Below are 22,462 nucleotides of genomic sequence, written 5' to 3' on the forward strand. Positions count from 1 at the left end.
TTTCGATATCATCGAGTTATGTCAGATGTTCACCAAAATACCCCCGTCAAATTACCTAAAAATACCTCTCCGATGAGAGTCGTTGATGTCGTCGTTGTGGGCGGAGGCGTCGTCGGCAAGGCTTGTGCACTAGGCCTTGCTCAACTTGGGCTTCAAACCATTCAAATCGCTCCCGACCTAGATCAGACCATTCCGGCCCCACAAGGCACTGAATGGGGTCAGCGTATTTATGCTTTTTCTCCAAGCACCCAGAAATTGCTGGCCCAATTGCAATTGTGGGATGCCCTTGATCAAGGCCGTATGCAGCCCGTCCGGGATATGCGAATTTTTGGCGATCGTGGAGAAAAGCATGACCAACTGCACCTTTCTGCCTTCGAAGCAGGAACGCCTCAGTTGGCTTGGATCGGTGAATCCAACATCATTGAGCACACTCTAGATCAAGCTTCACGCTTTCAAAATAAATTAGAACGCATCACCGGTGTAGTGGAACGCATTGAAGTGGACTCTACGGAGGCAATACTTCACCTCAACAATGGTGCTACCTTGCAAGCCCAACTCGTCATTGCTGCTGATGGTGCCAACTCACCTATTCGCACTGAATTAGGCATTTCAATCAAAGAAGAAAGCTACTCACAAAGTGCTGTGGTTGCTAACTGGAAATGTACTCATGCGCACCTAGAAACTGCCTATCAATGGTTTTTATCAGGTGGGGATATTGTGGCGATGTTACCGCTACCGAACAAACAAGTCTCCATGGTGTGGTCAACCTCACCTGAAAATGCTGCAGATCTTCTCAAGCTAGATCAAGCAGCCTGGTCGCAAAGATTTTCTTCGATTGCCAATGGCGCGATCATTGACCAACTTGGCACGCTCACTCTCAACTCCATGCCTGCAGCATTTCCCCTCAGAAGAATTCAGGCAAGTCGTTTTATTGGTCCAGAAGTAAATCCCAAGGTTGTGCTGATTGGAGATTCAGCCCACGTCATGCACCCCTTAGCGGGACAGGGCCTGAACTTAGGGTTGAGGGATGTTGCTACCCTGCTTCATATTTTGGGCAAACGAGAATCCTTTCGAATGCTGAACGATAAAGTACTTTTGCGTCGTTATGAACGTCAACGTCAGGGCGATACAAGCGCACTCTTGTGGGTGACAGATAAACTCAAGAAGTTATTTTCAGCCAGCAGTGGCACTGAAAAGCAATTACGTAATTGGGGATTAGGTATGGTGAATCGTAGCCACTTTATTAAACGGCGCTTAATTGAACGCGCTCTCGGAGACATTGATTTTGAATAAACACTTTTCTACTATCGCTCTTGTTAGCCTCCTTAGCCTCCTTAGTCTCCTCAGCCTTTTTGTAGGAACAGTTCAAGCGCAATCAGATCAACAAATTCGATCTGATCTCCAAAAGAAGGTTGGTCCAACTACGAAAATTAAAAGTGTTTCTCCCTCGCCTATTACTGGTATTTATGAAGTGCTAGTTGGAAATGAGATTTTTTATACCGATTCCAATAGCAAATACCTAATCCAAGGGGAAATCATTGAAATTGCTACGGGAAAAAATATTACCGAGCAAAAGCAAGCTGACCTCAATCGCATTAAATGGTCTGAGCTAAACCCATCCAATGCCTTAAAAGTAGTCCGCGGTAATGGCGGCAGACAGTTAGCCGTTTTTTCTGATCCCAATTGTGGATATTGCAAACGTTTAGAGAAATCTTTGCAGCAATTAGATAACGTCACGATCTATACCTATCTCATTCCAATTCTGTCTGCTGACTCTGCACAGAAATCCAAACAAATTTGGTGCTCTGCTGACCCACAAAAAACCTATATCGATTGGATGATTAATGGTATTGCGCCGAGCGGTAAAAGTGATTGCACTACGCCGCTCGATAAAAATATGGCTTTCGCCAAAACATATGGTGTTACTGGCACACCTACCCTCTTCTTCACTGATGGCAGTCGCTTTCCAGGTGCCGTACAAATCACCGATATCGAAAAGAAATTTAGTAGCCTGAAGTAAAGCGATGAACACCATGAACACCTCTGATTTACCTGAAATTCAATATACGATTTGGTCTGCAGATCTACATGGCCACCGTTTTCAGGTGAAGTTACGGATTGAGAACCCAATGCCTGATGGGCAAGTTTTACAAATGCCTGCCTGGATTCCGGGTAGTTATTTGATTCGGGATTTCAGTAAGCAAATCGAAACTATTGAAGCCTTTGCGGTAGGCAAGCCCAATGAAGCGTTAGTGCTTGAGCGGATTGATAACGATCAGTGGCGCCTACCCAGCGTAGTTGGTCCCGTAGACATTCTGACAACGGTATATGCATTTGATCCCTCGGTACGCGCTGCTTATCTGGACACTGAACGGGCATTTATTAATCCCAGTAGCTTATGTTTGAGCGTCAAAGGCCAAGAGGGCTTACCTTGTGCTTTAGTGTTGATACCACCCAAAGATGCCTCTACCATTCATTGGACTGTGCAGACTGGATTACGGCCGGTCAAAATAGATTTACAGGGCTATGGCTTTTATCTAGCCAAGAACTATGATGACTTATTGGATCATCCGATTGCGATGGGTGAGTTTCAGATTGCCCACTGGAAATCTAATGGTGTTTCACACAGCATGGCGATCCAAGGCTGTGTTCATGAGATTGACCTTGAGCGTTTAGCTACAGATCTCCAAGCAATTTGTACTTGCACAATCAATCTATTTGAGCCCAAGACTAAAACAGCTCCTTTCCAAAACTATCTATTTTTAGTCAATGCAGTGCTTGCCGGATATGGTGGACTCGAGCATCGCAATAGCACCGCTCTGCTTTGCCCTCGCGATCAGATTCCCCAGGTAAATACCCCACTAGATGAAACGGCATATCGTGAATTTTTAGGGCTCTGCAGTCATGAATACTTTCATACCTGGCTAGTGAAGCGCATTCAACCTAAAGCATTTCAGCCTTACCAACTGGATCGCAGAAACCATACTCGTCTGCTTTGGTTGTTTGAGGGCTTCACTAGTTATTACGATGATTTACAACTCTTACGTAGCAAACGGATTGATCTCAAAACCTACCTGAAGCTCGTAGTGAATAATTGGAATGCCATTCTGCGTGGCCCAGGAAGGCTGAAACAAAGCTTAGCTGACAGCTCCTTTGATGCCTGGACCAAGTACTATCAGGCCGATGAGAACACACCAAATGCAGTAGTGAGCTATTACGGTAAAGGTGCACTACTTGCCCTGGGACTGGACCTGAAGATTCGCGCATTTACAAATCATCGTCAATCTTTAGACGATTTAATGCGTCTAATCTGGCAAACCCATGGAGTCACCTTAGAGGGTATTGCTGAAGATGGTTTAGACGAGTTGATTCATCAACTCCTTGGCAAAGCCTTCAAAAAAACTTGGAATGAATTCAAGTCACGCTATATTTTTGATGTAGAGGACATTCCCATTCAGCAGTGGTTTGACCCAAAAACCATTTCGGTTCAACTTCAATCCCATTCCAATCTTGAGCAAATCAAATTGCAACTGGGCTTACGTCATAGCGATACCAACGGCTGGTTAAAAGTAACGCATGTATTAGATGGTGGGGCTGCACAACTCGCAGGGCTGGCTCCAGGTGATCTGCTTGCTAGCATCAACGGTGAACGCATTACAGCTGCTCGTTGGGAAAAGGTTTTATCTAGCCTCATCCCAGAACAGCTGATTCAGATTTGTTTTTATCGCGATGATTTGGAACACGAGTGCATGATGGTGCTTGAGGATGATCAATTACCCACTCAATATGCTTTGACTCCTACTGAGTAATGCCCTTATTTTCTGCAGCTGATATTCCCGAAGACTGGCGCGCTCTGCTTGGTGATTATTTTGAATCGCCGGAGTGGCAAGCACTACAAACCAATCTACGTTCCGAACTGAATCAAAACGCAGATCAAATTCGACCTGAGCCACAGAATTTCTTTAAAGCGCTTGCACTAACCCCGTTAGCTAATGTCAAAGTGGTGATCTTAGGACAGGATCCGTATCACTCTCCCGGACTCGCACAGGGATTGGCTTTTTCCATCCCCAGAGATATCCCAAGCAACTCCCGGCAATTTCCTAGCTCACTACGCAACATCAGTAAAGCACTTGCGATTGAGGGTTTTGGGGCTCTGCCTCACGGCGATCTTCATACATGGGCTGAGCAAGGTGTACTTCTCCTGAATACCGCTCTGAGTGTGAAATTAGGAGAAGCAGGTAGTCATACCAACCTTGGCTGGAAACCCCTCATTGATAAGCTTATTAGTGCCTTAGCGCAGCAAAAGCCACACCTAGTGTGGATGCTCTGGGGTGGACATGCTCAATCTAAGCTCCCTCTCATTGAATCAGGCATTGATCCATTAATTTTGCAATCCTCACACCCATCCGGGCTGGGGGTCTACAAAACAGATCGTCCGTTCTTGCAGCCAGGTGGAAAAGTAAGTTGCGGTCATTTTGCGAAGGCAAATGAATGGCTATTGAAGCACCAAGAGTTACCCATTGTCTGGATTGAACCAAACCCTGAAACCGCACCTCAAACCACTTTATTTGATTAATTACTTAACCGCGGCAGCATATAAGCAAGCAGCAAGGCAAGAAGCCACCACAGCGCTTAGCCACTCCAGCATCTGTCCTAACTGAAATAGCCCTAAAAATTGCCCCGCATAGGAGCTAGTTACGGCAACTAGGAAGCCAATCAAAAAAGCTACGAGGATTTTTTTAAGTTGTCGTTTGGCTATTTTCGCCCTCGGGTAGAACACCCAGGCAAATACACCAGATAAGCCACCAATCACCAGAAAAGCCAAAAATCCCATTGCGCCCCCATGAATGCCATCTCAAATCTATAATCACCATTATGAAGTTGTTGACACTTGGCATCAATCATCACACAGCGCCGGTCGCCATTCGGGAAAAGGTCGCCTTTGACCCCGCATTTCTTCAGGAAGCGTTGCACGATCTTCGCCAACATCTCGTTGGCGCGAATCAAGCCGGCCTGCCCGAAGCCACCATCTTGTCAACCTGTAACCGTACCGAGGTGTATTGCGCTGCCAATGATGCAGATGCAGCTAGCCTCTTGCATGAAGCGACTTTTGACTGGCTAGCCAAAACACAACAAGTAGCCCCAAGCAGTTTAGAGCCCCACATTTATTCTCTCCCGCAATCCGATGCCGTACGTCATGCCTTTAGAGTTGCCTGCGGATTAGACTCCATGGTGATTGGTGAGACCCAAATTCTGGGTCAAATGAAAGATGCTGTACGCACTGCAAATGATGCAGGCGTCTTAGGCACCTATCTCAATCAACTCTTTCAAAAAACATTTGCTGTTGCCAAAGAGGTAAGAGGGTCTACAGAAATCGGTGCTCACTCTATCTCCATGGCGGCCGCCTCAGTTCGCTTGGCAGAACGCATCTTTGAAACCATTGCCGACCAAAGGGTATTGTTTATTGGTGCTGGCGATATGATTACCTTATGCGCTACCCATTTTGTTGCACGCAAACCCAAAGGGGTTGCAATTGCCAATCGTACGATTGAACGTGGCCAAGAATTAGCAGACTCAATCTCTATTCAGGATGTTGAAGCAGAATCATTAAAACTCTCTGAGCTGCCAAGCCGCCTTCACGAATTTGACATTGTTATTTCGAGTACCGCATCTTCACTTCCTATCATTGGCCTAGGCATGGTGGAGAGTGCATTGAAACAACGCCGCCGTAAGCCAATAGTCATGATTGACTTAGCAGTACCGCGCGACTTTGAACCAGAAATATCCAGGCTGGCTGACGTTTACCTCTATACAGTTGATGATTTAGGTACCATGATTCAAACGGGCGCCTCTTTACGTCAAGCGGCAGTTAGTCAAGCTGAGGCAATTATTGAAGACCGTGTCGGCAATTTTATGCACTGGATGCAAGGTCGTAAGACAGTACCGCTCATTCAAGATATTCAACAGCAAGGTGAACACCTCAGGCAACTAGAACTCGATCGCGCCATGAAACGATTAATGCGTGGTGATGACCCTCAAGAAGTGCTGAATGCCATGGCGCAAGGATTAACTAACAAGTTCTTGCATGGCTCATTGCATGCTTTACAACACTCCAATGGCGCTGAGCGTGACGCCCTGATTAAGTTGCTACCTAAATTATTCACCTCACACTCTAAGCCAGAAGACCATTAGATGAAGCCCAGCATGCGGGCTAAGCTAGACCACCTAGATACGCGCTTAGCCGAACTCAATTCCTTATTAACTACCGAAGAGTCCACCAAAGATATGGACAACTATCGGAAGCTCACACGTGAGCATTCTGATATTGCAACGGTAGTGGAGCAATTTGGCCTATACAAACAGGCTGAGGCAGACGCACAAGCTGCTGAAGAGATGCGCAAAGATCCTGAAATGAAAGAGTTTGCCGATGAAGAGCAAAAGCAAGCTCAGGTCACCATGGAAAAGCTTGAGGGAATTTTACAAAAACTCCTGCTACCCAAAGATGTCAACGATGAACGTAATGTCTTCTTAGAAATTCGTGCAGGTACTGGTGGTGATGAGAGCGCACTCTTCGCTAGCGACCTTCTGAGAATGTACACGCGCTTTGCGGAGCGCCAAGGCTGGAAGGTGGAAGTAGTGAATGCCGCTGAATCTGACCTAGGTGGCTTCAAAGAAGTGGTCTTGCGTCTGGTTGGCCAATCGGTTTATTCCCGTCTCAAATTTGAATCTGGTGGCCACCGTGTTCAACGTGTGCCCCAAACAGAAACTCAAGGTCGTATACATACGTCAGCTTGTACTGTGGCCGTGATGCCTGAGGCAGATGAGCTTGAGGCCGTAAAAATTAACCCCGCCGAACTGCGCATCGATACTTTTAGAGCTTCGGGTGCTGGTGGTCAGCATATTAATAAAACAGATTCGGCAGTACGCATCACTCATTTACCTACAGGCACAGTGGTTGAGTGCCAAGATGATCGTAGTCAGCATCGCAATCGTGAACAAGCGATGAAAGTATTGGTGTCCCGCATTATGGATGCACGCGAACGTGAAAAGCATCAACTAGAAGCCCAAACCAGAAAGTCTTTGGTGGGCACAGGCGACCGTAGTGACCGAATTCGTACGTACAACTTTCCACAGGGTCGAATTACCGACCATCGCATCAACCTGACGCTCTATAAAATTGATGCCATGATGGATGGAGATTTGGATGATCTTTGCAATGCGCTCGCATCTGAACATCAAGCAGAACTGCTTGCAGCATTAGGTGATACTTAATTTAGCCTGAAGATGAGTGCTAGCCAACCATTGCGCCTCTTACTAAGCAATTGCGCATTGCCTGCAAATGAAGCTCGCATCCTGCTGAGCCATATTCTAGAAAAACACTACCAGCTTCCTCGATCAGCCTTGCTATCCCATGATGATATGACCCTGAATGAGAGAGCGGGTACTGAATGGCAATCCCTAGTCACCAGAAGAATAAATGGTGAGCCGATTGCCTACATCTTGGGTAAGAAGGGATTTCACAACATTGAACTGATGGTAGGGCCCGGGGTACTAATCCCGCGGCCTGAAACGGAGCTGCTGGTTGATATCGCCCTTGCTGAAATCGCCAAACTCAATAGGCCATGTACAGTTCTGGATTTGGGTACGGGATCAGGGGCAATTGCACTGGCAATTGCAAGCGCTGCCCCACTAGCCTCCGTTACGGCAAGTGATGAATCCACAGATGCTTTAGCTATTGCAAGACAAAATGCGGAAGCATTACGGTTGGACTCTCAAGTCCAGTTTATGCAGGGTAGCTGGTATGAAGCGCTTGACCAAAATAGTCTATTTGACATTATTGTGAGCAATCCTCCCTATATTGCCAATCGGGATCCTCACCTTACTCAGGGGGACCTCCGATTTGAACCCGCAGCAGCTCTCACGGATTTTGCTAGCGGTCTAAGCTGCCTAGGGTTCATTATTTCGGGGGTAGATAAATACCTAAAGCCTAGCGGTCTAATCGCTGTAGAGCATGGGTTTAACCAATCAGACTCTGTAGTCAATCTTATAAAAGTAGCCCAACTCCAGGAGATACAAGTCCATCGAGATTTAGCTGGACATTGCCGAGCTGCATCAGCCAGAAAAAAAAATAAATGATGTCTCCAGAAGTGGTCCAACTTCTCCGAGAGGGAATCGCCGCACTAGGCGGCAAAAATTACTTAGAAGCAGAAAGAAATTTTAGGCTTGCTGAATTAATAAACAGCGATAACTGCCTTATTCGAATTAAAGTAGGGACAATTTATGCTCAGCATGGTGACTTCGAACAAGCAAAAAAATACCTCCTTGAGGCCTTAGCACTCGAACCAAATAACATAACCATTTCCTACAACCTTGGGCTAGTCTTTGCTATGGAAAATAATAATGAAGAGGCTCTCCATTACTACGATCTAGCAATTAAGACTGATCCTAATAATATTGAAACACTAATTAATAAGGCGCTGGTGCTTAATGAGCTAAAGCGCTATGAAGAAGCAATCGTAACAATCAATTCTGTGATTAGACTCAATCCCAATATTGCAGAAGCTTGGTCAAATCTTGGAGTTTCATATCGCCACCTTAGTAGGTATGCAGAGTCCTTGGACTCCTATAACCGAGCGCTACAGCTCAACCCAAAATTACCAACCACCCTTTTTAACAAAGGTCTAGTACTGAACTTGCTAAAGCAATTCTCCGAAGCGTTTGAGTGCTTTAAGGCATTTATTCAGATTCAGCCAAATCATGCTCAGGGCTGGCTTTATCTAGCTCATGCTCAAGAAGAGCTGAATCTACTTAATGAAGCACTTAGATCTTACGATGAAGGATTGAGGCTAGACCCAAGCTATCCAGAAGCATGGTCAAATCGCGGAAATCTGCTTGGTAAATTATCTCGCCAAGAAGAAGCAATTCCATCCTATGACAATGCTATTAATTTAAGGCCTGAGTATTGCTCGCCCTGGGTTAATAAAGGCCATACTTTATTCGAGCTTAATAAACATAAAGAAGCTCTTCAGTGTTACCAAAAAGCATTTGAAATTGACCCAAACTTTGATTATCTAATAGGTGCGCTTGTTCATAGCATGATGAGAATGTGCGACTGGATTAAAAGTGATCGCCTAACAAAAAAAATATTTTCAGAAAGTTCAAAGAATAAAAAATTAATTTCCCCTTTTTTCATACTAGGATTAACTGATAGACTTACTCTCCAGAAAAAAGCAGCTGAAATCTATGCCGAAAACACCGGGCCGAAAGAAGCATTGCCCCTGCTGAGTCCACGTAATAATGATGACAATAAAATACGCCTGGGCTACCTATCAGCCGATTTTTGTATGCATCCGGTTGCAATCTTAACTGCAGAAATTTTTGAGTTGCATGACCGAAACAGATTTGAAGTCTATGGCTTCTCATCTAAAAAAAATAATGCCGATAAAATGCAGCAGCGTTTGAGAGCCTCTTTTGATCAGTTTATTGACGTCGATACACTAAGTGATATAGAAATTGCTAATAAATTCCGATCTATGAAAATTGATATTGCAATTGATTTAGGTGGATTTACAAATGGCAGTCGAACTAGAGCTCTAGCCTATCGAGCAGCGCCTATTCAAATTAATTATTTAGGATTCCCAGGAACAATGGGGTCTAGCTATATCGATTACATTATTGGAGATCAAGTAGTTATTCCAGAAAACCTTAAAGATAGCTATTCAGAAAAGATTATTTATCTGCCAAACTCTTATCAAGCAAACGATTCAAAACGAAAAATTTCTGAAATAGTATTTTCTAGGCAAGACTTTTCGCTTCCTGAAGGGGCATTTGTGTTTTGTTGCTTTAACAGCCCATACAAAATAACTCAGCAAAGCTTCTCCTCGTGGTTGATGATCCTGAAAGAGTCTCCAAGTAGCGTACTTTGGCTACTAGAAGATGAGATTGATATTTCCTATAATTTGCGATCTGAAGCTGAAAAAAAGGGCATTAACCCCAATCGCTTGATTTTTACCGGCCGATTGCCGCAAGAAGAGTACTTGGCCCGCTATAGACTCGCTGACCTTTTTTTAGATACGCATCCGTTTAATGCAGGAACGACTGCTAGTGATGCCCTGTGGTCTGGACTGCCTGTTTTGACCTACCCTGGGGAAGCCTTTGCCAGCCGAATGGCTAGTAGCCTCCTATCAGCCCTCAACCTACCTGAACTGATTGCGAATTCTGAACAAGACTACATAAATTTAGCTGTTGAATTTGCTAATATTCCAGGGAAAACTTTACTTGTTCGAGACAGGTTGGCCTCCAATCGATTATCAAGCCCTTTATTCGACTCACAACTATTTACTAAACATCTAGAAAGCGGTCTCACTCAGGCACATGAGCGATACTGCAATAATTTAGTCGCAGCAGATATTAAGATTAACCCATAAAACCAAATGCCTTAGAAGTTTTATAATTACTTACTCAATTTAGATGCAGCAGACTCCTTTATTAACCCCTTATTAGGCAAGAAAATTATGAGTACTCAAGATAAAATTAAAGAAATCATTTCCAATCATCCCGTTGTATTGTTCATGAAAGGCAATGCTCAGTTTCCGCAATGCGGCTTCTCCGGAAATGCGATCAATATTTTGCGAGCTAGCGGCGTTGAGACCCTTCATACAGTCAATGTTCTAGAAGACGAAGCAATACGCCAAGGAATTAAGCAATTTGCTAACTGGCCAACGATTCCGCAGCTCTACATCAATGGTGAATTTATTGGCGGCTCAGACATCATGACGGAGATGTTCGAAAGTGGTGAGTTGAAAAAGCTTGTGCAAGGCTAATTACTCAATGAGTGAAAGAATGGGCGCTTATCAGTGACCTTTGATTTAAGCTCTCTTCTTCTATTCGGCTTACCCTTAGGTTTATGTGCTGGACTTTTAGTCTATGCACTGAATTTACGCTCAGCACTAAGTCGTGTTGAGCACCAAAATGAATCTGAAGCTCATTTAGCGATTAGCTTAAGAGCAGAGCGTGACCAAGCTGTACAAAATGCAATTCGCCTAGAGGCTGCATTAGATTCCGAGCGCAAACAGGGGCTTGGCAGAATTGAGTCGCTCAATGAGGCTAAAGAAGCCCTTACAAGCCAGTTCAAGAATCTCGCCAATGAAATTCTGGAAGATAAGTCTAAGCGCTTTACGGAACAAAATGTAGCCAATTTAGATGCCTTGCTTAAGCCTCTACAAACTAAGCTGACGGAATTTAAAGAACAGGTAAATACTTCTTATGGCAATGAGGCACGTGAGCGCTTTGCCCTTAAGAATGAAATCGAGCGACTCGCCAATCTCAATCTACGCATGTCTGATGAAACCCGCTCCCTTACTCAGGCACTCAAGGGCGACTCTAAGGTACAAGGTAATTGGGGTGAGCTCGTTTTGGAATCCATTCTGGAGTCCTCAGGCTTGCGTAAGGGCGAGGAGTACTTAGTACAAGATAGCCATACCCAAACTGATGGCTCACGTCTTCAACCCGACGTTGTCGTCAAGCTCCCCGAGGGCAGGAGCTTAGTGGTAGATAGCAAGGTTTCTATTACGGCTTATTCGCGTCATGCTGAAGCCTCTGACTCAGCAGTGGCTGAACAAGAGTTAGCCGCCCATATCCAATCACTACGTCAGCACATACAAGGGCTTTCGAGCAAAAACTATAGCTCCCTTTATGGTATTGGTTCAGTAGACTTTGTACTGATGTTTGTGCCGATCGAACCCGCATTCTTATTGGCACTGAAGACCGCTCCCAATCTTTATCAGGAAGCATTAGCAAAAAATATAGTTCTAGTGTGTCCTAGTACGCTGATGGCAACACTTCGAACCGTCGCACACCTGTGGAGACAGGATCATCAAAATCGTAATGCGTTAGAAATTGCCAAGCAATGCGGTACGCTCTACGACAAGTTTGTTGGCTTTGTGGATGACCTTGAAAAGCTTGGCCAAAGATTAGACCAAGCACAAACTAGCTACCACGATGCTTTCAATAAACTGAAATCAGGTAAAGGTAATCTCATTCGTACTGCGGAGAAAGTGCGTGAGCTCGGTGTCAAACCTAGTAAAAATCTTTCAACACCACTCATTGATTCGTCAACAGATTTCGAATAAAAAAATTGACTGATACTAGCGCGTCAGAAACACAAACGTCACCCCATTCCTATAAAAAAGTAGCCATTGCTGCATGTTTTGGAACTTTTCTAGAGTGGTACGATTTTCTGACCTTCGCCACTTTGGCGGTCATTTTTGGTCCTCTCTTCTTTCCCTCTAGCGATCCCAGCACAGGCTTATTAGCTAGTCTGGCAATTTTCGGAGTTGGTATGGTTGTGCGTCCCATTGGGGCGGTCATTTTCGGCAGCATTGGGGATCGTATTGGTCGCCGCCCTGTTTTCATAATCACGATCACCCTCATGGGATTTGCAACGGTCTGCGTCGGTTTTTTGCCAACCTATGACCAAATTGGAATCTGGGCGCCTATTCTTTTAGTGAGCCTAAGACTGTTACAAGGCCTCTCTGCAGGCGGTGAAATTGGTGGTAGCGCCGTCTACCTCACAGAGCATGCCGGAGATACCGATCGTGGCTTTAAAACCAGCTTCCTGCAACTCATGGGTCCGCTAGGCATCCTGGCCTCCACCTTGCAAATTGCCTTACTTCAACATTGGCTGACACCCGAAGCTTTTCTATTGTGGGGTTGGCGTGTGCCTTTTTGGATTTCACTTCTCCTGCTCATTATTGGCTTTGTCCTCCGCAGATCTTTAGAAGAAACGCCAGTGTTTATTGAGTTGTCGAAAGAAAATAAAACAAGAGAATGGCAATTACTACATAACTTTAAAGATTCTGAAATTCGCAAGCGAATGTTTCTCCTTTTTTTCTGTGTTTCATCGAGCGGGGCGATATTATTTTTTTGTGTACAGGTATACACGGCCATCTTTTTAAAGACCTCTGTCAATCTAGTGCCCGAACTTGTTGATCAACTCAGCATCTTTGCAACAATTACACTATTTCCACTCACCATTTTTGCAGGATGGCTTTCAGATAAGGTAGGTAGAAAACCTGTTGTCGTCAGCGGGCTAATCTTAGGCGCCCTCTTGATGCGAAGCGCTTACCTTGGGATGCAGCACCTTGGAAATACTTTTTCTCAAAACAGTGATCTCGGCTCACTACTGGGAATTGCTATGATTTTGACTGGGCTTTCTCTTATCCTGGCGCTCGTAGTTGGACCACAAACTGCACTACTAGCGGAGCTCTTTCCAGCCAGAAACAGAAATAGCGCTGCAACTCTGCCGCATAATCTCGCGGCAGGATGGATTGGTGGATTACTTCCACTTATCGTTACCTGGCTAAATCAACAATGGGGGGACAGCCTTGCTGGACTCTGGTATCCGGTTGGGTTTTTAGGTCTGGCAGCCTTTATAGCAATTTGGTTCTTACCAGAGACCTCAAAAGAAAATTTGGCAAAATAAAGTGCTAATATCCTCAACATGGACCCCGTAAAGAATATTCACGTCGTCGAAAATATTATTCCGATTGAGCAACAGGATTCTCTTGAGAAAAAGTTATTAGGGAATCAATTTCCACTTTTTTTGAATACCAAATCAGTCTTTATTGATGATCAAACGGGATTTTGGGATAGCAATACAAAAGAATCTGTAAGACTGAATCACTGCTTTGTGACTGAAGGTAAGCTAGTCTCAAACGAATGGGATCTAATTGAATCCCTGGCATTGGCTATAGTCAGTAAACTCGGCATCCCACCAAAAATGTCTAGCTGCAAGCTGAATGTGAATTTTCCCGTGGTTGATTTTTCTGAGAAAAATTACTACCCTCCTCATTACGACACCACCGACAAAGGAATTGTTGCTATTTATTACGTTAATGATTCCGATGGGGATACGCTCTTCATGAAAAATGAAAAAGTTGATGGTGAGTACCCCATTATCTTTTCTTTTACTCCAAAAAAAGGAACGCTGGTTTACTTCCCAGAAAACCAATTACATGCCAATAGGTCACCAAGGGTGACGCCGGCTCGGTGTGTCATTAACTTCAATTTTCTAGAAGATTTTTAAACAATTAGCTGCTAAATCTGATTGAGGCCATCCGATAAGCGAGTGGCAATCATTTTTTTATATCGGGTCCACCAGTCAATACACTCGGTCTGTAGTTGGATAATCTTTGCTGGATTCGAATCAAATAGACCCCTCATTTGCTCCAGATAGCTAGGTAGTTGTGCCCATGAGTCAATGATAGGAAATGGGACCGGGCCAATCGAGGCCAAAGCGTCTTCTGACATTAAAAAGTCATGCTTTAGTGAGATTGGAATTGAACCTGTTTCCAAGGCATCATAAAGACGAATAGTCTCAGGCGAATTGCCAGCAGGACATGGAGCAAAGACACTATCCTCCAAAATTGCGGAATAGAGTCCAACGTTATAACCAGCAGCAAAGCCATTTGATGGCATCACAAATAAGTTCTCGCCACACATTGGAACAGCCTCAGAAAAACTCTGGCGCTCTCCATGATATGAGGCCGCATTATTAATCCACCCTAAAAAAGCAGCAAGGGCCCGGCGCTTATCGGCCGGCTTAAGGTTAACAGCCGCTCGTGGACCCACTCCTGTTCTAAAACCATTCGGGACCCACATGATCTTGGGCGATTGAGAAACCTTGGGCACAATATGAGAAAAGTAATAATTCCTAATTACGAAATCACATGATGCATAGAGATCTATATTTTTATTAGCCAGTTCATCGCCCATATGAAACAGGGCTACTTTATTTCCAGCTAATTTAAGTGCCTGAATTAGTCCAGCATCAATTTCACCTAACTCTAGATAAACCACTACAGAATTCTGAATTTTTTTAGGATCAAATCCTGGGCTATACGATGCACCGCCTAATAAATTATTTTGAATAAACCATGTCTCAAGAGCAGCATTTAATGTGTCCGGTGTCGCAACGATCTGAAATGAAGTCATCATTATTAGCCACTATGATATTGAATGATGGAATCCTTACTTTGGTAGTAGGCAGTCATCTCATCAAAAAACGGAGGTGGGTCAGAATAGTCATGCCATATCTTAATTGGCCCAAAGAAACTACGATGCCACATGGGCCTAAAGTTCCAATTCAAAGGCAGCACGAAAGGATTGAAGCCTGTATTTTCAATAGCCAATGCGAATGAGCCTTGGTCATTCGCAGGCATTGTGCTAACACCCTGCTCCCCCAAAACAAGCATTGACGAATCTATAGTGCCTGCGAGCTTCTTCCATTCGTCAAATACGGAAACTGCTTTTTTAGTAAAAAAGATAACGCCAGTGTTGTACTCGATTTCATCGCCCGTAAATAGGTTTGGGTAGCGTCGCCCCCAGGGAGACTCACAGATAGAAAGCGCTAAACCAAACTGGTCAGCCTTTTCAAATCCAAAGCTTAGATCACCCATAACAACCGTATCTAGATCTAAGAACAGGGTTTCATCAAAAGGCGACAAATCCATCATGGCAGCCTTCTTATTTAGGCTGCTTGGATCACCACTAGGAGCATCAACTTTGATAATTTCATGCGATAAATTGGGATGATATTTTTTCACTGAAGCCTTTAGGCGCTCAATAGGCAGTTTTGCTTCATCTCCCCAATAGATTGAAATAATTCCTCTAGACATGTAGCACCCGTAAGGTTAAAGGCAAATTAAATGAATAAAACTGATGTTTTGGATTGTAGATGAATAGTTGTATATGCCTGAAAGTTTTTAGTTAAACTTAAAGCAATAACTTTACAGCACAAAAATGAGTAAATTAGCAGCCATCATTATTGACACCTATCCCAATAAGCATTTGGCTGTAGTTGCAATCCACATGGCGCTGCAATTACCTAATGTAGGGAAGATATACACTTTTTCTGATGAGCCATTTTTTGATGGGGCTCACTTCATTAAAATTCCAAAACTTTCGAATAATAATGACTACGGATCAGTCGTATTTAATGCAATCCCAGAGCATGTAACCGAAGATCATTTCCTCATTATTCAGTGGGATGGCTTCCCCCTTTTCCCCCAAAATTGGAGCGATGAATTCTTAAAGTATGACTATATTGGCGCTCCACTGGGTGGGTGGGTAGGCAATGGCGGTTTTAGCTTGAGGTCACAAAAGTTGATAAAAGCAATCAAAGCCTTGGGAATTGGGATCGATCTCAGCAACCCCGATGATCAACCAGAGGATAGAATTATCTGCACTAAATTTAGAAGTCAGCTCGAATCGCGGGGTATTCAATTTGCACCTCTGGAAGTTGCTGAGAGGTTTTCTTTCCAGGCTGGCCCCGTAAGATCTAATATGCTGGGATTTCATAGTGTAGATAACTTCCCCTTTTTTATTCCAGAGTCAGAGCTTCTAAAGGTCACCGATCAAATCATGGAAAGAATTTTTCAGCCGATTATGGTTTTACGATACCTGCGGACCTGTATGCAGGAGAATTACTCCCAATTATTCTCTGCAAGCGTCCAAAATTACATCCACAAGCCCAGCCTAATTAAGGCAATTGAATTAGAGATAAAAGAAAATCCAAAAAGTGATTTACCAACCTTAATTAAACAACTGAATTCCAAAAGCTAAACCTGCAGGATAAGCTTTCTCATTGCAACCTTTAAATGCTCACCGTCCCAAGTTTGCTCTTCAATGCGGAAGTAGCCATTAAAACCATACATAGCAGCTAAACGGTTTTGGTCATCAAAGTATCTTGGAAAAGTTTGTTCTGTAATGATATTTACGTGTGTTGGATCACGCCAAGCGGACTCTTGCGGAAATGCTGGCGTCAGAGATAAAAATAAACCCCCGGGAACTAAGACCCTATAAATCTCATTCATTAACTCGACGAAGCTAAATCTTCGATGAGGGGCATATATCACTCTAGGAATATGCTCAATAAAGTCAAATGCACTAACACATTCGAAATAATTATCCGCAAACGGTATTGGCTCAACTGCTAAATCTGCCTTATAAATTTTTGCCTCAATATCATCTCGAATATCAATGCCGTATATCTCATCTAGATTAAGTGGATTTTTTGGGTTAGGGCCGCAGCCAAGATCTAGTGTTCGCGTCATTTTGTTATATGCTGTTGGTGAAAAAATCTAATTAACTTTTAAAAAAATCATCTATATTTTTTTAAAAGTGATTCAAGTATGGAAATACTTGGCCGACCCGAAAGGATGGGCACTAAAATCTTAATCTCCTCTAAGGGCAAATCCCACCAAGCAAACTTCAAAAGAAGTTCAGCATATTTTTCTTCGAACCGCTTCTTAATTACCTTTGCCGGGTTGCCACCAACGATTAAGTAATGGTCGACATCTTTGGTAACCGTAGAATTCGCAGCAATAATTACACCATTACCAATCTTAATGCCCGACATTATTGTCACACCCTCACCAATCCATACGTCATTACCAATCTCTACTGGGCCCTTACTTGAAGGATGTCCGATAATATTTTCTCCGCCCAAATCCTGTTGATAAATATGTCCGAAAGGGAATGTGCTGATCCAATCAGAACGATGATTACCACCGAGAAAAATTTTTACTGATGCGCCAATTGAGCAAAAGGCTCCAATGCTCAATGCCGCTCCTTCGCCCCATTGCCTGATATTTATATTTTCATGGCCATAGGTGAACCTACCCACACTTACCGGACTTTTTCCCACATGCGTCGTTCGCTTTTGTTTATGAGGCATATGAAAATATGATCTTCAATAGCATACAAACCGCTTAGCTCAGAAAGCAAACCGCTGTTTTGCGGAATGGGGGAATATTAAGAATGGTGCCCCTTGTCCGACTCGAACAGACCACCTACTGATTACAAATCAGTTGCTCTACCAGATGAGCTAAAGGGGCAACGAAAAACATTTTAACCTATTTTACAATCGTCAAGGACGGCCGATTGGCTTTCGGCTTTTTAGCCTGTCCCGCAATACCTTTACCTGTTTTATCCGCTGTATTTTTGGCAGCATCAAATGGGAAAGACATACCCTGTCCATTTTCTCGGGCATAGATTGCCAGAACATGAGTTACGGGAACCATAATCTTCCTGGGAATTCCGCCAAATCTTGCCTGAAAGCTAATCCAATCATTATCCAAATTGAGCTGGTGACAAGCCTCTACTGAAAGATTGAGCACAATTTCGTCATTCTTTACAAACTCCATTGGCACCTCAACACTAGAGTCTACAAACACCGCCATAAATGGCGTAAAACCAAAATCCGTACACCACTGATGTAGCGCACGGATTAGATAGGGTTTATTGCTTGGAATATCAGACATGCTTAGAGCCGCCTGAATAATGAGCCGCTTAGCGGCGCATTACCTTTTCTGAAGGTGTCAAAGCTTCAATATACGCAGGTCTACTAAAAATACGCTCCGCATACTTTAACAATGCGGCAGCGTTACGTGATAGATCAATGCCGTAGTGCTCCAAACGCCACAATAAAGGAGCAATTGCAACGTCAAGCATGGAGAATTCTTCACCTAACATGTACTTATTCTTTACAAAAATAGGCGCCAACTGAGTCAAGCGGTCACGAATAGCTAAACGCGCTTTTTCATGGGTTTTCTCAGCAGCTTTACCTTTTTCATTTTCTAAAGCAGCTACGTGAACAAAGAGCTCTTTCTCAAAATTGAAGAGGAAGAGACGTGCACGTGCGCGTGCAACTGGATCAGGCGGCATCAACTGAGGATGAGGAAAGCGCTCATCAATATATTCATTGATGATGTTAGATTCATAAAGAATCAAGTCTCGCTCAACCAAGATGGGAACTTGCCCATAAGGATTCATCACCGAAATGTCTTCTGGCTTATTAAACAAGTCAACATCACGGATCTCAAAGTCCATGCCTTTTTCAAAAAGCACGAGACGGCAGCGTTGTGAGAATGGGCAGTTTGTGCCTGAGTACAACACCATCATAAATTGATTCCCTTAAATATCTACTTCAATACAGCAAACGCATATTAATCTGCGACTTTAAATCCAACTACATCTTTTGCTTAGTGGATATCTTTCCAATATGCCTTATTCAAACGCCAAGCCAACAAAGTGAAGATTGCCAAGAAAATCAGCACTATTACACCCAAACGCTTACGCTCGAGTTGAACTGGCTCAGCCATCCAGGATAGGAATGATACTAAGTCGGCGATGTTATCGTCATACTCTTGTGACTTCATCGTCCCAGGCGTTAACTGCTCGAAACCCACAAACACCTTTTCCATTTTGTCTGCATCGTGAGGATCTTTACGCTCTTCAAACTTGGCAGCACGCTCACCTTGCAACTGCCAGAGAACATGTGGCATACCCACGTTTGGATAGACCAAGTTATTCCAACCAGTCGGTGTAGTGTCATCTTTATAGTAAGTACGGAAGTAGGTATAAAGCCAGTCTGTACCGCGTGCGCGCGCTTCTACGGAAAGATCTGGTGGAGTCTTGCCAAAATAAGCCTTACCGTCTTTCGCTGACATAGAGATTGTCATGAGATCACCGACTTTAGCATCCGTCAAAATCAAATTGTCTTTGATCTGCTGGTCGGTTAAACCGATGTCACGTAAACGGTTATAACGCACGCTGCCTGCGGCATGGCAGCCAGAACAATAGTTTACAAAGATCTTGGCGCCATTTTGTAATGAAGCATTATTGCTGACACGGTTTGGTGCTGTATCTAATGGGAAACCACCCTCATTGGCTTGAGCATTTATACCAAAACCAAGGGCGGCAACCAATAAAGCTGCTTGGCAGATTCCCACCAAAGTTTGCAGAATTTGTTTCATACTTATTCCTAATATCTCAGCGTAAATTAATGGGGCGCAAAAGTAACGCGTGTTGGAACTGGCTTAAACGTGCCAAGCGTACTCCAGAACGGCATTGCTAAGAAAAAGCCCAGATAATAAATAGTGCAAATCTGTGAAATCTTTTCATACAAGGGTGATGGCGGCTCGATACCCAAGTATCCCAAAATCACAAAGGTCACGATGAAAGTTCCATAAATATATTTATGGAACTGTGGACGATAACGAATGGATTTGACTGGGGAGTGATCTAGCCAAGGCAAGAAGAACAAAATCACAACAGAACCACCCATGATCACCACACCCCAAAATTTCGCGTCAAGCGCATAGAAGGCAGCTGCCAAAACCACTGCGATAGCTACGCAAGCACCCTTCACCTTAAGATCTTTTGATTTCAGGGCAAACATCCCTAAGATCACTGCTAAGAAAATCCACAAAGGCAGCAAAAAGTTGGTAGTAGTAGCGCGCAACATGGAGTAGAACGGCGTGAAATACCAAACCGGTGCAATATGCGTTGGGGTCACAAACGGATTTGCTGGGATGAAGTTATTAGCCTCTAAGAAGTAACCGCCCATCTCTGGTGCAAAGAAAACAATTGAAGCAAAGATGATCAAGAAACCGCCTAGATACATGACGTCATGAACGCTATAAAACGGGTGAAAAGGAATTCCATCCAAAGGAATCCCTTTTTCATCAACTGTATTCTTAATTTCAACACCATCTGGATTGTTTGAGCCCACTTCATGCAATGCCAGAATATGTGCGGCAACCAAACCAATCAACACCAATGGAATGGCAATGACATGGAATGCAAAGAAACGGTTGAGGGTTGCATCACCAACCACATAGTCACCACGCAACCATAAGGACAAGTCTGGACCGATGAAAGGGATTGCAGAGAATAAGTTCACGATAACTTGTGCACCCCAATAGGACATTTGACCCCAGGGAAGCAAGTACCCAAAGAATGCCTCGCCCATTAAGGCCAAGAAAATTGCGCAACCGAAGATCCAAATCAGTTCACGCGGCTTACGATAGGAGCCATAAATCAAACCACGGAACATATGCATGTACACCACGACAAAGAACATCGAGGCGCCAGTCGAGTGCATATAACGGATCACCCACCCAAATGGCACTTCACGCATGATGTATTCTACAGACTCAAATGCCTTAGCGGCATCTGGCTTGTAGTTCATGGTTAAGAAAATGCCAGTAACGATCTGAATCGCCAGAACGACGATGGCTAACGCGCCAAAGATATAAAAGAAATTCAGATTTTTAGGTGCGTAGTATTCGCTCATATGACGCTTGAACGCTTCTGTCACCGGTAAACGTGAATCAACCCATGCCATTGCCTTCTGAGCAATAGATGCATTTGCTGGAACTACTTTTTCGTGAAATGCCATTTATCTCTCCTTAGGCCTTCTGATCATCGCCGACCAGAATCTTGGTATCGCTCAAATACATATGTGGCGGCACTTGCATATTATCTGGTGCTGGTTTGTTTTTATAGACACGGCCCGCCAAATCAAAGGTTGAGCCGTGACATGGGCATAAGAAGCCGCCTGGCCAAGTATTTGGCAAGGAAGGTTGAGCACCTGCCTCAAATTTCGGCGTTGGAGAACAACCTAAATGCGTGCAGATACCCACTACAACCATATATTCAGGCTTGATAGAACGCCATTGATTCTGGGCGTAGGGAGGGGTATATAAGGCTGGATCCCTTAAAGAATCAGGGTCTGCCAGCTCTGCATCGATTTTAGAGAGTTCGGCCACCTGCTCTGGTGTGCGACGGACCACCCATACAGGCTTACCACGCCACTCCACCATCCGCATCTCATCCGGCTGCATACCGGAAATATCGATCTCGACTGCAGCTCCAGCGGCCTTTGCACGTTCGGAGGGCTGAAAACTATCGACAAAAGGGTAAAGGGCTGCTGCTGCGCCGGCGCCGCCGACCGCTGAGGTAGCGATCAACCATTTACGACGATCCTTGTCCATGCTTGGCTTGTCACTCATTTACAAAATTCCTTGGAAGAGCATTTATAGGTGAAAATTACTTAAAGGTAAGATTTTAAAGTAAAAAGTAGGGTTAGGTGGAAGGTTATGGGGAAAATCTCGGTTTAATCCATATTCAAACAAAAAGGAGGGCATTAATGAGTGTTTTAAAGGAATTCCGGGACTTCGCTGTCAAGGGTAACGTGATCGACTTGGCAGTCGGGGTCATTATTGGTGGCGCCTTTGGAAAAATCGTCGATTCCTTAGTAAATGACATCGTGATGCCTGTTATATCAACCCTTTTGGGTGGTCATATCGACTTTACCAACCTCTTTTTAGTCTTGGGCAACGTTCCAGACGGGGTGCCCAGAACCTTTGATGCGCTCAAAAAAGCTGGGATCCCTATTTTTGCTTACGGCAACTTCATCACGATTTCAATCAACTTCATCCTTCTCGCCTTTGTCATCTTCCAAATGGTCAAGGTGGTTAATCGGGTTCGACTCATGGATGCGCCCCCATCACCGCCGGAGCCCTCAGAACCAGAGGACACGATTTTGTTGCGTGAAATTCGGGATAGCCTGAAAAAATAAATTAATGTTGAGCGCAAAATCAAATTACATAAGTAG

The 22,462-nt window shown here is 44.1% G+C and carries 24 protein-coding genes and 1 tRNA gene; 14 read left to right on the forward strand and 11 right to left on the reverse strand.

The genetic code is table 11. The annotated features are described in order from the left end of the window. Positions 1-18: 18 nt before the first annotated feature. Genes ICN15_RS06625 through ICN15_RS06640 form a run of 4 tightly spaced genes read left to right on the forward strand, consistent with a single transcriptional unit; the run spans position 19 to position 4,576 of the window. Entirely contained in the window at positions 19-1,293 is a 1,275-nt protein-coding gene (locus ICN15_RS06625) for an FAD-dependent monooxygenase (protein ID WP_216201923.1), read from the forward strand. Next, entirely contained in the window at positions 1,286-2,020 is a 735-nt protein-coding gene (locus tag ICN15_RS06630; protein WP_216862807.1) for a DsbC family protein, read from the forward strand. Before ICN15_RS06625 ends, ICN15_RS06630 begins: the two co-directional genes overlap by 8 nt. Positions 2,021-2,024: 4 nt before the next feature. Further along, positions 2,025-3,809 (forward strand): M61 family metallopeptidase, encoded by a 1,785-nt coding sequence (locus ICN15_RS06635; RefSeq protein ID WP_255532901.1) that lies wholly within the window; start codon positions 2,025-2,027, stop codon positions 3,807-3,809. Next, a complete protein-coding gene (locus tag ICN15_RS06640; RefSeq protein WP_216201925.1) occupies positions 3,809-4,576 on the forward strand; it encodes a uracil-DNA glycosylase in 768 nt (255 codons plus the stop codon). Before ICN15_RS06635 ends, ICN15_RS06640 begins: the two co-directional genes overlap by 1 nt. On the opposite strand, the gene ICN15_RS06645 is transcribed toward ICN15_RS06640, so the two are convergent. Then, positions 4,577-4,834 (reverse strand): hypothetical protein, encoded by a 258-nt coding sequence (locus ICN15_RS06645; protein ID WP_216201927.1) that lies wholly within the window; start codon positions 4,832-4,834, stop codon positions 4,577-4,579. Between the two features lie 41 nt (positions 4,835-4,875). Here ICN15_RS06645 and hemA point away from each other — a divergent pair, with 41 nt between their 5' ends. The 8 genes from hemA (at position 4,876) to ICN15_RS06685 (ending at position 14,086) form a co-directional block, all read left to right on the forward strand. Further along, positions 4,876-6,192, forward strand: coding sequence for a glutamyl-tRNA reductase (gene hemA, locus ICN15_RS06650; RefSeq protein WP_216201928.1), 1,317 nt, complete (start codon positions 4,876-4,878; stop codon positions 6,190-6,192). After that, positions 6,193-7,272 (forward strand): peptide chain release factor 1, encoded by a 1,080-nt coding sequence (gene prfA / locus ICN15_RS06655; protein WP_216201930.1) that lies wholly within the window; start codon positions 6,193-6,195, stop codon positions 7,270-7,272. Positions 7,273-7,284: 12 nt separating this feature from the next. Beyond that, positions 7,285-8,136, forward strand: a complete 852-nt coding sequence (gene prmC / locus ICN15_RS06660; protein ID WP_216201931.1) for a peptide chain release factor N(5)-glutamine methyltransferase — start codon at positions 7,285-7,287, stop codon at positions 8,134-8,136. Further along, entirely contained in the window at positions 8,133-10,427 is a 2,295-nt protein-coding gene (locus ICN15_RS06665) for a tetratricopeptide repeat protein (RefSeq protein ID WP_216201932.1), read from the forward strand. Before prmC ends, ICN15_RS06665 begins: the two co-directional genes overlap by 4 nt. A gap of 84 nt (positions 10,428-10,511) precedes the next feature. Then, positions 10,512-10,823 carry a Grx4 family monothiol glutaredoxin gene (gene grxD, locus ICN15_RS06670; RefSeq protein ID WP_216202087.1) on the forward strand — a complete coding sequence of 104 codons (312 nt, stop codon included), beginning with the start codon at positions 10,512-10,514 and terminating at the stop codon, positions 10,821-10,823. 33 nt (positions 10,824-10,856) lie between these two features. Beyond that, positions 10,857-12,131 carry a DNA recombination protein RmuC gene (rmuC, locus tag ICN15_RS06675; protein WP_216201933.1) on the forward strand — a complete coding sequence of 425 codons (1,275 nt, stop codon included), beginning with the start codon at positions 10,857-10,859 and terminating at the stop codon, positions 12,129-12,131. Between the two features lie 5 nt (positions 12,132-12,136). Next, positions 12,137-13,483, forward strand: coding sequence for an MFS transporter (locus tag ICN15_RS06680; RefSeq protein WP_216201934.1), 1,347 nt, complete (start codon positions 12,137-12,139; stop codon positions 13,481-13,483). An 18-nt stretch (positions 13,484-13,501) separates the two neighbouring features. Next, the gene (locus ICN15_RS06685) at positions 13,502-14,086 is read left to right on the forward strand and encodes a 2OG-Fe(II) oxygenase (RefSeq protein ID WP_216201935.1); all 585 of its coding nucleotides are present in this window, start codon (positions 13,502-13,504) and stop codon (positions 14,084-14,086) included. A gap of 11 nt (positions 14,087-14,097) precedes the next feature. Here ICN15_RS06685 and ICN15_RS06690 read toward each other — a convergent pair whose 3' ends face one another. Continuing rightward, a complete protein-coding gene (locus tag ICN15_RS06690) occupies positions 14,098-14,997 on the reverse strand; it encodes a glycosyltransferase family 47 protein (RefSeq protein WP_216201936.1) in 900 nt (299 codons plus the stop codon). 2 nt (positions 14,998-14,999) lie between these two features. Then, positions 15,000-15,677: a hypothetical protein gene (locus ICN15_RS06695; protein WP_216201937.1), complete on the reverse strand. Its 678-nt coding sequence runs from the start codon at positions 15,675-15,677 to the stop codon at positions 15,000-15,002. Positions 15,678-15,801: 124 nt separating this feature from the next. On the opposite strand from ICN15_RS06695, the gene ICN15_RS06700 reads away from it, so the two are divergent. Further along, a complete protein-coding gene (locus ICN15_RS06700) occupies positions 15,802-16,623 on the forward strand; it encodes a DUF5672 family protein (RefSeq protein WP_216201938.1) in 822 nt (273 codons plus the stop codon). On the opposite strand, the gene ICN15_RS06705 is transcribed toward ICN15_RS06700, so the two are convergent. The 8 genes from ICN15_RS06705 to petA form a co-directional block, all read right to left on the reverse strand. Then, positions 16,620-17,114: a methyltransferase domain-containing protein gene (locus ICN15_RS06705; RefSeq protein ID WP_216201939.1), complete on the reverse strand. Its 495-nt coding sequence runs from the start codon at positions 17,112-17,114 to the stop codon at positions 16,620-16,622. The two genes, ICN15_RS06700 and ICN15_RS06705, sit on opposite strands and share 4 nt — an antisense overlap. Positions 17,115-17,161: 47 nt before the next feature. Beyond that, positions 17,162-17,737: a CatB-related O-acetyltransferase gene (locus tag ICN15_RS06710; protein WP_216201940.1), complete on the reverse strand. Its 576-nt coding sequence runs from the start codon at positions 17,735-17,737 to the stop codon at positions 17,162-17,164. An 84-nt stretch (positions 17,738-17,821) separates the two neighbouring features. Beyond that, positions 17,822-17,897, reverse strand: a tRNA-Thr gene (locus tag ICN15_RS06715). Positions 17,898-17,915: 18 nt separating this feature from the next. Continuing rightward, entirely contained in the window at positions 17,916-18,323 is a 408-nt protein-coding gene (locus ICN15_RS06720) for a ClpXP protease specificity-enhancing factor (RefSeq protein ID WP_216201941.1), read from the reverse strand. A 28-nt stretch (positions 18,324-18,351) separates the two neighbouring features. Further along, positions 18,352-18,963: a glutathione S-transferase N-terminal domain-containing protein gene (locus ICN15_RS06725; RefSeq protein WP_216201942.1), complete on the reverse strand. Its 612-nt coding sequence runs from the start codon at positions 18,961-18,963 to the stop codon at positions 18,352-18,354. An 80-nt stretch (positions 18,964-19,043) separates the two neighbouring features. Further along, entirely contained in the window at positions 19,044-19,817 is a 774-nt protein-coding gene (locus ICN15_RS06730; RefSeq protein WP_216201943.1) for a cytochrome c1, read from the reverse strand. Positions 19,818-19,843: 26 nt separating this feature from the next. Further along, positions 19,844-21,244 carry a cytochrome bc complex cytochrome b subunit gene (locus ICN15_RS06735; RefSeq protein WP_216201944.1) on the reverse strand — a complete coding sequence of 467 codons (1,401 nt, stop codon included), beginning with the start codon at positions 21,242-21,244 and terminating at the stop codon, positions 19,844-19,846. Positions 21,245-21,254: 10 nt separating this feature from the next. Then, positions 21,255-21,857, reverse strand: a complete 603-nt coding sequence (gene petA, locus ICN15_RS06740; RefSeq protein ID WP_216201945.1) for a ubiquinol-cytochrome c reductase iron-sulfur subunit — start codon at positions 21,855-21,857, stop codon at positions 21,255-21,257. A gap of 137 nt (positions 21,858-21,994) precedes the next feature. Between petA and mscL the strand changes: the two genes are divergently transcribed. After that, the gene (gene mscL, locus ICN15_RS06745; RefSeq protein ID WP_216201946.1) at positions 21,995-22,426 is read left to right on the forward strand and encodes a large conductance mechanosensitive channel protein MscL; all 432 of its coding nucleotides are present in this window, start codon (positions 21,995-21,997) and stop codon (positions 22,424-22,426) included. The last annotated feature ends 36 nt before the right edge of the window (positions 22,427-22,462 follow it).

It is taken from the genome of Polynucleobacter sp. CS-Odin-A6, from assembly GCF_018882095.1.
Classification (GTDB): Bacteria; Pseudomonadota; Gammaproteobacteria; order Burkholderiales; family Burkholderiaceae; genus Polynucleobacter.